An 11703-nucleotide genomic window follows, 5' to 3' on the forward strand; every position below is an offset into this window, starting at 1 on the left:
AAGACAATAAGTCTGCTCCGGTGCAAAGCGTTTTTACATCCACCCAAAGAAAATGATACTTAAAAGTAGATGACTTAGGCTGAGCGATTCTAGTGAGGAGATTTTTCAGTCATAACTTTGTAGATGAAGAAGCCTCCATAGAACATCATGAGACCCAGAGCCCCGAATATTACTATCATTGAAGATAGCCCCACTGCATTACCAAATAGGAGTTCTAGCCAAAAGTCCATGTGTATACCTCAAAGTTATATGACATGGCTCAGTGTATTAAGTAGCGTTATCAATTCACTGATCTGGATCAATCCTGTTTCATAAGTTAAATACTTGTTGGTGAGTGTGTGTTTTTCGTCACATTAGCCGTTAGGTTGTACGTCTTTTGTTCGAACGATTCGATATTGTAAAAAAGAGTGAAAAAAGCTCTTGCGCATAAATTCAGAATCCGTATTATACGCTTCATCGACAGGCAATCAGCCAGTTAGATATCTCGGTGAATAGCGCAGCTTGGTAGCGCATCTGGTTTGGGACCAGAGGGTCGGGGGTTCGAATCCCTCTTCACCGACCACATTAAGAAAAAGGCTTCTCAGAAATGAGAAGCCTTTTTTGCATTTCAGGATAAAGATAATCACTTGGTCAACGGGTTCGCCTGATGTTCAAAACAATCTCTTCACTGACCGTATTAAAGAAAGCCTGCTCATTGAGTAGGCTTTCGTCGTTTCAGGGTATGGGAAATGGGGTTTGAACCTAAGTGGGGGTCGCCTGATGTTCAAAATAAGCTCTTCAACGCCACATTAAAGAAGCCGTAGACCATTCATTATAGAGAAGGGCTACGACTTTTTTGCATTTCGGGATAGTAGTCGCTTGGTGAGCGAGAAGGGCTTAAGGGAGCATGACGTCAAAAATAGGCTCTCCGCTGAGCATATTAAAGAAAATCGTAGTGCGCCTTATAATATGAAGGAGCAATGGCTTGCTCATTCTGGTTTACAGCGGCTTCGATTGAATACTGGTAATATCTAAGTTTTAACCCGCTTCTATTAAACGAATTCACTCGTTGCAATATTATTCTTCACCCAAATTAGAGCTTGTAAGCGGTTCTTCACTTTGATTTTTTTGAATGTATTGTGAAGGTGTGCTTTGACCGTATTCTCACTGACGTAAAGCGTGTCAGCTATCTGGGTGTTAGAAGCTCCATCTCCAAGCAATTTAATTATCTGCTGTTCACGTTTTGTCAGTTTGAGGTAGTGGGGACTGGTTTTTGCACATTGTCGATCTCTATAAAACCGGATGTATTTATAGATCAACTTTCTGCTCACCCACATTTCACCCTGTAGAATGCAGTTAAAACCAGCCACAAGCTTTTCAAGTGTGTCTGAAGTATAAAAAATTCCGACGAGGTATTGCCATTTAAGCATTTGAGAATGTGAAAAGTCGTTTGGTGTATTGAGTAACACTTCATGTACGTCACTTTCTGCCTCATTCCTTAGCTCTTGGTATTTTTCAATGTACTGCTTACTCATCGTTGGGAAATCAATAATAATCAGTACTAAGTCTTCGTTTTTTAAGGACTTAATATTGATCCTTTCGGGGGGGATGAGTTTTATGTTTAAGTTAACTTTCTGCTCGATAGACTCTTTAAGTAGTATTGATTGTAAATTGTTTTCCGCAAGTAAAATGGCGTTGTGAGCCTCCAACTTAGCCATATGGAACTCCTTTTCTCAATTCATAACTTGAACTATAGGTTTAATAGTTTATAGCACGCATTGTTATTTTGCTAACTTTTAAGGTTAAATATTCACCAAAGTTATGAAACTGACTTAATAGTATTGTAGAAGGTGAATTAATACTTAAGTGAAGGGGGGTGATTAGGTTTTTTTATTTTTTATCTGATTGATTTTACAACCTTTATTAATTTTCCATACTGCCTTATTTGGATGGAATTTTATAACTGCAGGGAACTGGTTTATATTAAGAATCAATTTCGTTGTACCGCTGCTTGTATTTTGCGTGAAACTAGAGCCAGTGCTGGTACTTACCGTAAATGAAGATACCATAGTGTTATTAACGGTGAGCATAAGGTCGTTATTTTTTATCTGGCACTGTACTGGATTTAAATCGGAAGAAACCCCATTTAAATGATAAGAAATAAATAAAACGGCGACCAGCGCCGTTTTAATAAAAGTATTAAGTCTCATATTAATTTTGGTAAATTAGACCAACGTTCCCGTTAGCACCGTTACCTAAAACAACGGCATTATCATAAGAGGTTTGCTCAACCATAAGTTGGTTCATGTTACTGTTGGTTAAATCAACAGTTGCATTTGAATAAGAGCCCGTTTGTAACGTAAATATACGGTTATCGTTACTGTTCATTAGATCGATATCGACATCATTTCTGTCACCACCACCTACATCTGTATTAACTATAGTCTCGACATAGTTTCCGTCACCCCAAATGTCGATAGCAACGTCATTTCTATCTACACTGCTATTACTGAACTCAGTGTAAGTAGTGTTGGAGTTACCATTGATATAAACGTCAGCTTCGTTTCGGTCGGCACCGCCCTTAGCTTTTACGACTGAAATGTTTTCATCGCCCATTTGAGTGACGCGTAGATCATTTAGTCGACCTCCACGCTGCACTTTGACTCTAGCTTGGTTGTGTAAACCGTCTTGATCAATCAGAGCATTATTTCTTACACCACGTATTTTGGCATGTGCTTCATTGAGGTTACCACTTTGTTCAATTACTACATCAGACTTGTAACTAGCATGTGTGTTCACGAGTGCAACATGGCCATCTGTTACTCCTGATGTATTTTGATTGATAAGCACATTCGCATGATCGCCATTACCCATTTGCCAAACAGCAGTATTGTCCATCGCTAAGGGCTCAATAGCTGCTACTTTGCCTGCAATACCAAGATCTGTCGTACCTTCTTTAACACCAGGGCCTGGCTCTGGGGCTGAAGTTGGAAGTGGATCTGCGTTAGCTGCGTTAAAACCAATAATGGCACCGACTATAATTCCAATTTGCGTAAGTTTCATAAGTTGTATCCTTATACATTTCCATGTCGACGTTGTTGTTACTTAGTACAAAGTAACTTGAATCAAGCTTCCATACTGCGCGCTAATTTGCTTGATTGATGTAGATTCTCATTGAGCTAGACGCTTTCACTAAAGCAAAGTCATTGCCGTCTTGAGAAATTCCTAAATTACTTCTTCCAGAACCAACCAAATAAGCAGTATTGCCATTGCCTTTTTGGTCAATGCTTAGCTGACTACTCTGCCTTGAGAAGTTATCTTGTCCGATAACTGCTAAATTGTTATTCCCGTCTTGGGAAATAAGCGCTTCAGAATTTACTCCGAGTTGCCCAATTGCGGCATCGTTATTTGAACCATTCTGGTCTATTAAGGCGATATTGTTGCGCCCTGTTTGACCAATGTATGCGGAGTTAGAACTTCCGCTTTGTGTTATCTTCGCTCTGTTGTTCGCGGTAATACCAGGACTGCGTTGCTTTATTATTGCTATTGAATCAGTAGCATTGGATATATTTAATTCTGAATAATTATCTAAATCTCCAGAAGAAAAGCTTTCTAAATAATTATAATCATTGACTATATCTTGATTAACATTATGTAAAAAATCCCCTTCGATATCTGACGCGATAGCATTATTAAAACCTCCTGATAAAAAATATAAACAAGTTAAGCTGATAAGTGATGCTTTCCCAATTATCATCATCTTTACCTTAAAGTGTTCGTGATTATGATCCCTACGAAAATAAACTGCGTAAGGGAATGAGTGAACCTTTGTCTTATCGAAATCCTAGGTCTTGAATTTACTAACAGCTATAAACTTAAAGTTGAAAATATTTAGTTGTTCATATGAAATTTAATTAGTATTTGACCGATTCCTACCAACCTTAGTTAATCAATTCCCTTAAGTAATTAATTCGAAAGTTTATATATGCCACTGTAAGCATGAATTACGCTTTATTCAGTTTCAACGAATCACATTCTCATTTTTTAAATGGACTTTGAATGGGAGCACAAATGAAAATCAAGCTGCTTACAATAACTCTGCTTTCCTTTGCTCTTCATGCAGAAGAAAAGAGTCATGGTCTTGAAAATACTGCTCCTTTAGAAAATGGACAAAAACTTGAGGATTCGACAAATAATCTTAAGGAAAAATTCAATGACTTCAGTGAAGTCGATGGAATCATTGTGGACAGAACCATTACGCGGTTGGGAGAGGATTTCTATTTTTTCTTCTCGCAATCGCTCAATGATAGTTATCCCGACCTTAAGGAAAATTTGACGGTAAAAGAAAGGCCAACGGCGTTATCAGGAAGCATCATAGAGGTTCAACACTCTAGAAAATCGATCTTCCGTACGGCGTTGTCCCCTGGTCGTAGACAAGCGAAAGAACGCGCTGCCGATGCAACACGAGTGGTTGGGAATTACATCATCCGATGGCAAGCGGAACGGATCTTTCAGGACACTTACGATCTAGACCATGATGAATTTTAAGGAGCCAAGGATGTCGATATTTTTCAGAAAGGCTGTGCTTATTGCGTTGCTCGCTTCGCCTTCGGTTTACTCGAGCGAGTTGGTTTATACGCCCGTAAACCCAAGTTTTGGCGGAAATGCTCTAAACAGCTCCCACCTTTTTAATCACGCTAATGCCATCAATGATTTTGAAGACCCTAATGCTAGGGATATCTTTGATGAACAAGAGTCTGCGTTAGATCGTCTAGCTTCGAGTTTAGAGTCCCGCTTAATTAGCCAATTGCTTGCTGACGTGGGTAATGGAAACACGGGGCAGTTGGAAACTGACGATTTTTTCCTGAATATTGTGGATGACTCAGGGACTTTGTTGGTTCAAATTGTCGATAAAGAGACAGGAGAATCGACAGAAATCAGTGTATCTGGATTAAACCCCGACCTCTAATCACAAGGATTGTGTTATGAAATCGATCATTATCGTCTTCTTGACCTTTGTGTTGGGAGGGTGCACTTACTCTATGCAAATTCCAGAGACTTCTGAAACGCCAAAGCTGATGCCGAGAGGATCGACTTATACGGACTTGATCTCATTGCCTCAACCTCGCGGTAAAATACTGGTCTCAGTTTATGATTTTAGAGATCAAACGGGACAGTATAAACCTCAGCCAAACAGTAACTTTTCGACAGCGGTGCCACAGGGTGGGACGTCTTTACTGACCACTGCACTGATAGATTCCCAGTGGTTTGTTCCTCTAGAGCGTGAAGGCCTCCAAAATCTATTGACGGAACGTAAGATCATTCGTGCTGCTCAGAAAAAAGACAAGGTAGTGAACAATCACGGAGCCGACTTAACATCGTTGAGCTCTGCGAATATCGTTATTGAAGGCGGTATTGTTGCTTATGACTCTAATATTGTTACAGGTGGAGCGGGTGCGAAGTATTTGGGAATTGGTGGTTCAGGGCAGTATAGAACCGATCAAGTGACGGTTAACTTAAGAGCCGTTGATGTAAGAACAGGGCAAGTTTTGTTGAGCGTTACGACATCCAAAACCATTTCCTCACATGAAATTGGCTTCGGTGCTTTTCGATTTGTTGATTACAAAGAGTTACTCGAAGTTGAGATGGGTTATAGCCAAAATGAGCCGGTAAATATCGCGGTAATGTCAGCCATAGATGCGGCAGTGATTCACTTAATCGTTAAGGGAATGAAACGTGGGATGTGGTCACCAGGTGACCCTGATGCAATTAGACATCCAATTATCGCCCGCTACTTAGCCGCGGACACTGACATCCTTTAGTCAACTGAGTAAGCAGCAAAATAGGGCTATGCGGAAAACGGATTTTTCCCTTAGCCCTGTTTTTTCTTCGACTATCAACAATGTTCTATTTCACATCACAAGTGATGTTCTTGATTGGCGTCTCTGAGGTAACAAAGCAAACATAAGCTTCAACAGGGTTATTTGGACCAATTCGAATGTAGCCTGCCTGTACTTCATCTTCGTTAAAAGTCACCGAGTGAGAGTTACCTGTCTTGCCATCGTAAAAGCTTGCTTCAAAATTACCATTCATTTGGCTTGCGATACGGTTGCGTGTCGTAGACGTCGTGAACGTAATATTTGCGCATCGCATGGGTGGCTTTTCAGTAATCAAAAACTGTCCGCTTTCTTTATCTAGCACGCCGCCTTTGGTATCTGGCTGAATGTCGATGGCTTGAAACTGTTCGATGGTACAAGTTTCTTTGGCAGACGCTGCCGTGGGCATCAGGGTCAAGAGAGCTAAAGGGAGAGTAAAAAGTACTGGTTTCATTAGAACAACGCCATAGGTAAAAAGAGCGGAAGATAATAGCACCGCAATGGTGCTATTAAATGTAAAAATTCTGTTATTAAGGAAATGCTTTTATAACGAGAATACAATAAGGTTGAGCATCGTTAGCTTTTTTGGCTAGCCTCAAATTGACACTGAGCCTGTTGGCTTTGTGATTGTTGAGTGACATTAAAACCTTTCTCTTTTAACAACTGCAAAAGGTTACCTTCGCCAACTAGGTGCAAGGCGCCAACCACGATCAAATAATTCCCGTTTGAATCGAGTTTCCAATTATTGGCGGATAGCTTGTTTGCCCAGTCGATATTGCGGTCAGTTAAGAATGCTTTCTCGAGTTCAGGCGACATCTCAGACAGCTCGGCGAAGGCTTCCAGCTTCGCTAAATCACCCGCTTTCCAGCTTTCAATTAGGCAATGAACCACATGATCAGTTTGGTCAAATTCCTCGAGGCTACTGACTAACCATTCCTTACCGTCATCCTTTTGTTTTGTCATCAGGTCTATTTGGAATTGTAGTGGCTCTAAACTGATAACCGGAACATCTTGGATAGTCGCTTTGTAAGCTAGCGTCGCATCAACGCCGCCGGCGGAGCCATAACCAAGGTTTTTTAGCTGCTGCATCTGTATGGAGAGAGAAGTCGCCCAAGGCGGTGAGCTGAGTAGTTGTTGCGTCGGCATCTCCAACGATTTTGATATGTCGGTTAATAATTGCAGTTGTTCTTCATTGAGCACATCGGCTGTGGTGAGTTTGTTGTGGGGATATACAACGCCATCAGACTTTCTGATATCCGTTTCGATAACTAACCCATCACTGTTTTTTAGCGCGTTGATGATCGCTGAAGGAAGTGGGTACATACTCTCGTCCCCAACGTGCACGGAACCTAAGATAGTGAGTGTCAGTTCATCCTTTTTTGCTTGCCAATAAAGGGGCTCAGCGACCGCTTGCCTAGCTGAAAAAGCGAGAACGAATAAAGTCATGTAGAAGAATGGGCGCAAAGGGAGCTCCTTTAGGAAGTCTTAAACTCGTTAAAATCGATTTTGACGGTGTTTTTTAACGGTTTTTTTTGAGAACGATGTCACGTTGTTTGTACGAAAAGTATAACAACACCAACAAACTCTTAAACCTTTCTCAGTAACAACGACACGATTTTATGAAATCCTTTCAAAAGATTGTGATTCAATTCTCAAATATTACGTCAAAATAAAACTGACGGAACTGTCGATGTCGGTAACTTTATGATTTTAATCAGGTTAATTTTATCAATATTTTTTAGATTTGAAGTCGATCACTTTATTAACTTGATTTAATTCACGGCGAAAAATAAGGCCATATAGTTTATCTAACTTTTGAAGCGTTCTATTTTGCTTCTACTCAATTTTTTAAATTTATGGGTGAATACGATGTTGAAGAGAAACTTACTATCTGTAGCGGTACTTGCTGGTTTAACGGGTTGTGCGGTAACACAAGCACCAGAACAAAAGGTGGTTAATGCACTGGCTGATAACCTTGATGTGCAATACGAAATTTTGACGAACCACGGCGCAAACGAAGGCATGGCTTGTCAGGATTTAGGCGCAGAGTGGGCATCATGTAACAAAGTGAACATGACTCTGACCAATGACGGTGAAGCGATCGATTCGAAAGATTGGACTATCTACTTCCACAGTATTCGCCTTATCTTAGATGTTGATAATGAGCAGTTTAAAATCACTCGTGTAACGGGCGACCTACACAAACTAGAACCTACAGATAAGTTCGATGGTTTTGCCGCGGGTGAAGAAGTGATTCTTCCATTAACCAGTGAATACTGGCAACTGTTTGAAACCGACTTTATGCCGGGTGCATTTGTAACGGCGCCAAACGCAGAACCTAAGATGATTGCTTCATTGAATACGGAAGATGTCGCGTCGTTTGTAACTGGTTTAGAAGGAAATAACCTAAAGCGTACACCTGATGACAACAATGTTATGGCAACAGCGGTTACTCGCTTTGAAAAAAATGCTGATCTGGCAACGCAAGATGTATCAACCACTTTACTACCAACGCCAATGTCGGTAGAAGCGGGCGAAGGTTCAGTGAGCATTGCTGGTGGTATTGCCCTACCTAAAGACGCATTCGATGCTGAGCAGTTCGCTGCAATTGAAGAACGTGCAGATGTGGTAAACGTAGATGTGAGTGGCGACCTACCTGTTAGTGTTGCTGTTGTTCCTACTCAGTTTACGGGTGATTTAGCGAAATCTGGCGCTTATGAACTAAGCATCTCGGAAGAGGGGATTGTGATTAAAGCGTTTGATAAAACAGGTGCTTTCTACGCAGTTCAGTCTATTTTTGGCCTAATAGACAGTCAGAACGCTGAATCATTACCACAACTGTCGATCCAAGATGCGCCACGCTTTGACTACCGCGGTGTGATGGTAGATGTTGCTCGAAACTTCCACTCAAAAGATGCCATCCTAGCCACGCTAGATCAAATGGCAGCCTACAAGATGAACAAACTGCACCTTCACTTAACGGATGATGAAGGCTGGCGTTTAGAAATTCCGGGTTTACCAGAGCTAACGGATGTAGGGTCTAATCGTTGTTTTGATTTGGAAGAGCAAAGCTGTTTACTGCCTCAGCTAGGTTCGGGTCCAACAACATACAACTTTGGCTCCGGTTTCTTTAGTAAAGCGGATTACGTCGAGATCTTAAGCTACGCAAAAGCGCGCAGCATCGAAGTAATTCCAGAAATTGATATGCCAGCACACGCTCGTTCTGCTGTGGTATCAATGGAAGCTCGTTACACTCGCCTAATGGCGGAAGGCAAAGAAGCTGAAGCAAGTGAATATCGCTTGATGGATCCACAAGATACATCGAACGTGACTACTGTTCAGTTCTACGATAAGCAAAGCTTCATTAACCCATGTATGGAATCGTCGACTCACTTTGTTGATAAAGTGATCTCTGAAGTGGCAGCAATGCACCAAGAAGCGGGTGTTCCGCTAACGACTTGGCACTTTGGTGGCGATGAAGCGAAAAACATTAAGTTAGGCGCTGGCTTACAAGATATTAATGCAGAAGACAAAGTGGCATGGAAAGGTAACATTGACTTATCTAAGCAAGATAAGCCGTTCCAACAGTCTCCACAATGTCAGAAATTAATTGCTGACGGTACAGTAAGCGATTTCGGTCACCTGCCAAGCCATTTTGCAGAAGAGGTGTCTAAGATTGTTGCTGAGAAGGGTATTCCACACTTCCAAGCGTGGCAAGATGGCCTGAAATACAGCGAAGGTGAAGAAGCATTTGCAACAGAAAGTACGCGCGTTAACTTCTGGGATGTTCTTTACTGGGGTGGCACTTCATCAGTTTACGACTGGTCTGCGAAAGGTTATGACGTAATTGTTTCTAACCCAGATTACGTATATATGGATATGCCATACGAAGTAGATGCAGCAGAACGTGGTTACTACTGGGCTACGCGTGCAACCGATACTCGTAAGATGTTTGGCTTTGCTCCAGAGAACATGCCACAAAATGCAGAAACGTCACTAGACCGTGACGGCAATGGCTTCAGTGGTAAAGGTGAGATTGAAGCGAAACCTTTCTACGGTTTGTCAGCGCAGCTTTGGTCTGAAACTGTACGTACTGACGAGCAGTATGAATACATGGTGTTCCCTCGTGTTCTTGCTGCGGCAGAGCGTGCATGGCACCGAGCAGATTGGGAAAACGACTACAAAGTGGGCGTTGAGTACTCTCAAGCTACTGACTTAGTGAATAAGCAGGCTCTAAACAGCGACTTTAATCGCTTCGCGAATATTGTTGGTCAACGTGAGCTGGCTAAGCTCGAGAAAGCGGGTATTGATTACCGACTACCAGTTCCAGGTGCTCAGGTTGTTGATGGTAAGCTAGCGATGAACGTTCAATTCCCAGGCGTAGAGCTTCAATACTCAGCTGATGGTGAAAACTGGCTGACTTATGATGAGCAGCAACGTCCTTCGGTTTCTGGTGAAACGTATATCCGCTCTATCTCTGAAAGTGGCGAGAAAGTAAGTCGAGTAACTTTGGTAAAATAATCGACAAGCAAAATTAATAGATGAGCTCCCTAGCTTTTATCTGATTCAGATAAGAGTGGGAGCTTTTTTTTCGTCCAAATCAAGTTAGCCACTTCTCTTAAACTGAAACATATAGAAATAGCCTTTATGTATATCGTCAACAATGTACATAAGGTGAGTTCCATCGCAAAAGTGACGCGCTTCTCATTATTCTCTTCAAAAAATAAGTCTCTCATCAAAAACTCTAAATCAGGTGTGATTCAACCAACTAAATCTAATTTTGCATCGTAAAATAATGTGATCCTGATCTGTGCGTTTTTTAATCTTGAGTTTTTTATCAATTTTTATGTTTTTAAGTGACTGATTTTAATGTGTTAAATAACTTGTTCTTTTTTGATAGTGAGAGAGATCACTCTGCTCATTCTTTTATTTTGAAACGCAAATTAATTCGAGCAACATAGATTTCATGCAAGGGAGGCAACTAACTACTCAAGCGGTGAAGGTGAATGATGTACCGAAGATGTGCCGCTGAAAAAATCAAACTAAGGCAGTTTACTATGAAAAAAATTATCGCTCTAAGTGCACTTTCTCTTGCTTTTGCTTCTAGTGCTTTTGCTGGTTCTTCTTACGTTACAGGTAACATCCAAATTCATGACGATGGCCGTATCCACGGTTCTGATATGACTTCTACGCTAGAAGCTGGTCACACGTTTGACAACTCTCTAGGCGGCTTCACGGTTTATTCTGAGTTTGATGGCATCCAACTTGGCAAACTTGAATCTGAAAATGGCGGTGCAGGTAATACTACTCCAGGCATCACTGTCGGTGGTGAGCAATCTTTCAACATCACTGACAAGTTATGGGTTGCTGCGGGTTACCAACACCTATTCTCTGCGGGTGAGAGTATTCAGTTCCGTCCATTAGTTAAGATCGGCTACAACTTCGATAACGGTATTTCTATTAGCAACCGTACTCGTGCACACATCGATGATACTTCTGCTAATGCTGATACAGATTACCGCATGGATAACCGCATTGGTTACACAGTGAATGCTGACCTAGCACTTAGCTACAACAACGTATACATGATTGATGCTGAAGCGATGGATCATGAGTTACGTGCTACATGGACTCGTCAAGGTGTTCAACCTTACTTTGAGTTCCGTAGCCAAGCTAACGGTGTAGATTTCGCAAACGGCGATTCTAAGCAGAACAACGCATTCGTATTCGGTGCTTCTTACGGCTTCTAAGCCGATTCACTTGGCTGCTTAGTCTATTAGATTATTAGCCGAGTGAGCTTCTTCGCTAATTAGTTTTTTGTTAAATAGCTTTTTGTTAAATAGCTTCT

At 41.4% G+C, this 11703-nt stretch carries 11 protein-coding genes and 1 tRNA gene; 6 read left to right on the forward strand and 6 right to left on the reverse strand.

The window, feature by feature from the left end:
- Window positions 1-89: 89 nt before the first annotated feature.
- Complete coding sequence (locus tag NX845_RS09355; protein WP_004736246.1) at window positions 90-230, reverse strand: DUF3149 domain-containing protein; 141 nt, start codon at window positions 228-230, stop codon at window positions 90-92.
- A gap of 255 nt (window positions 231-485) precedes the next feature.
- On the opposite strand from NX845_RS09355, the gene NX845_RS09360 reads away from it, so the two are divergent.
- A tRNA-Pro gene (locus tag NX845_RS09360) sits at window positions 486-562 on the forward strand.
- 469 nt (window positions 563-1031) lie between these two features.
- On the opposite strand, the gene NX845_RS09365 is transcribed toward NX845_RS09360, so the two are convergent.
- From NX845_RS09365 to NX845_RS09375, 3 genes are all read right to left on the reverse strand, one after another.
- The gene (locus NX845_RS09365) at window positions 1032-1697 is read right to left on the reverse strand and encodes a LuxR C-terminal-related transcriptional regulator (RefSeq protein WP_102512252.1); all 666 of its coding nucleotides are present in this window, start codon (window positions 1695-1697) and stop codon (window positions 1032-1034) included.
- A gap of 493 nt (window positions 1698-2190) precedes the next feature.
- Entirely contained in the window at window positions 2191-3042 is an 852-nt protein-coding gene (locus tag NX845_RS09370; RefSeq protein WP_102512250.1) for a curlin, read from the reverse strand.
- A gap of 82 nt (window positions 3043-3124) precedes the next feature.
- A complete protein-coding gene (locus NX845_RS09375; protein WP_102494493.1) occupies window positions 3125-3736 on the reverse strand; it encodes a curlin subunit CsgB in 612 nt (203 codons plus the stop codon).
- A 314-nt stretch (window positions 3737-4050) separates the two neighbouring features.
- Between NX845_RS09375 and NX845_RS09380 the strand changes: the two genes are divergently transcribed.
- From NX845_RS09380 to NX845_RS09390, 3 genes are read left to right on the forward strand one after another with little or no spacing between them, the layout of a single operon-like run.
- Window positions 4051-4527: a curli production assembly/transport protein CsgE gene (locus NX845_RS09380; protein WP_260256775.1), complete on the forward strand. Its 477-nt coding sequence runs from the start codon at window positions 4051-4053 to the stop codon at window positions 4525-4527.
- Window positions 4528-4537: 10 nt separating this feature from the next.
- Window positions 4538-4948, forward strand: coding sequence for a curli assembly protein CsgF (locus tag NX845_RS09385; RefSeq protein ID WP_065682161.1), 411 nt, complete (start codon window positions 4538-4540; stop codon window positions 4946-4948).
- Window positions 4949-4964: 16 nt separating this feature from the next.
- A complete protein-coding gene (locus tag NX845_RS09390) occupies window positions 4965-5801 on the forward strand; it encodes a CsgG/HfaB family protein (RefSeq protein ID WP_065682160.1) in 837 nt (278 codons plus the stop codon).
- An 85-nt stretch (window positions 5802-5886) separates the two neighbouring features.
- Here NX845_RS09390 and NX845_RS09395 read toward each other — a convergent pair whose 3' ends face one another.
- On the reverse strand, window positions 5887-6309 hold the full coding sequence (locus NX845_RS09395; RefSeq protein WP_076645986.1) for a hypothetical protein: 423 nt from the start codon (window positions 6307-6309) through the stop codon (window positions 5887-5889).
- A 122-nt stretch (window positions 6310-6431) separates the two neighbouring features.
- Complete coding sequence (locus NX845_RS09400; protein ID WP_260256776.1) at window positions 6432-7319, reverse strand: TraB/GumN family protein; 888 nt, start codon at window positions 7317-7319, stop codon at window positions 6432-6434.
- A 405-nt stretch (window positions 7320-7724) separates the two neighbouring features.
- Here NX845_RS09400 and NX845_RS09405 point away from each other — a divergent pair, with 405 nt between their 5' ends.
- Together NX845_RS09405 and NX845_RS09410 are read left to right on the forward strand one after the other, a co-directional pair.
- Window positions 7725-10376 (forward strand): beta-N-acetylhexosaminidase, encoded by a 2652-nt coding sequence (locus NX845_RS09405; RefSeq protein ID WP_260256777.1) that lies wholly within the window; start codon window positions 7725-7727, stop codon window positions 10374-10376.
- Between the two features lie 536 nt (window positions 10377-10912).
- Window positions 10913-11605, forward strand: coding sequence for an oligogalacturonate-specific porin KdgM family protein (locus tag NX845_RS09410; protein WP_004736127.1), 693 nt, complete (start codon window positions 10913-10915; stop codon window positions 11603-11605).
- Window positions 11606-11703: the final 98 nt, after the last annotated feature.

Source organism: Vibrio sp. NC2 (genome assembly GCF_025195005.1).
Taxonomy (GTDB): Bacteria; Pseudomonadota; Gammaproteobacteria; order Enterobacterales; family Vibrionaceae; genus Vibrio; species Vibrio splendidus.

What these genes read in the sequence shown, in the direction of transcription:
- NX845_RS09395 (WP_076645986.1), bottom strand. Translation starts at nt 6,309, where the DNA reads ATGAAACCAGTACTTTTTACTCTCCCTTTAGCTCTCTTGACCCTGATG.
- NX845_RS09385 (WP_065682161.1), top strand. Translation starts at nt 4,538, where the DNA reads ATGTCGATATTTTTCAGAAAGGCTGTGCTTATTGCGTTGCTCGCTTCG.
- NX845_RS09355 (WP_004736246.1), bottom strand. Translation starts at nt 230, where the DNA reads ATGGACTTTTGGCTAGAACTCCTATTTGGTAATGCAGTGGGGCTATCT.
- NX845_RS09380 (WP_260256775.1), top strand. Translation starts at nt 4,051, where the DNA reads ATGAAAATCAAGCTGCTTACAATAACTCTGCTTTCCTTTGCTCTTCAT.
- NX845_RS09370 (WP_102512250.1), bottom strand. Translation starts at nt 3,042, where the DNA reads ATGAAACTTACGCAAATTGGAATTATAGTCGGTGCCATTATTGGTTTT.
- NX845_RS09365 (WP_102512252.1), bottom strand. Translation starts at nt 1,697, where the DNA reads ATGGCTAAGTTGGAGGCTCACAACGCCATTTTACTTGCGGAAAACAAT.
- NX845_RS09410 (WP_004736127.1), top strand. Translation starts at nt 10,913, where the DNA reads ATGAAAAAAATTATCGCTCTAAGTGCACTTTCTCTTGCTTTTGCTTCT.
- NX845_RS09390 (WP_065682160.1), top strand. Translation starts at nt 4,965, where the DNA reads ATGAAATCGATCATTATCGTCTTCTTGACCTTTGTGTTGGGAGGGTGC.
- NX845_RS09405 (WP_260256777.1), top strand. Translation starts at nt 7,725, where the DNA reads ATGTTGAAGAGAAACTTACTATCTGTAGCGGTACTTGCTGGTTTAACG.
- NX845_RS09375 (WP_102494493.1), bottom strand. Translation starts at nt 3,736, where the DNA reads ATGATAATTGGGAAAGCATCACTTATCAGCTTAACTTGTTTATATTTT.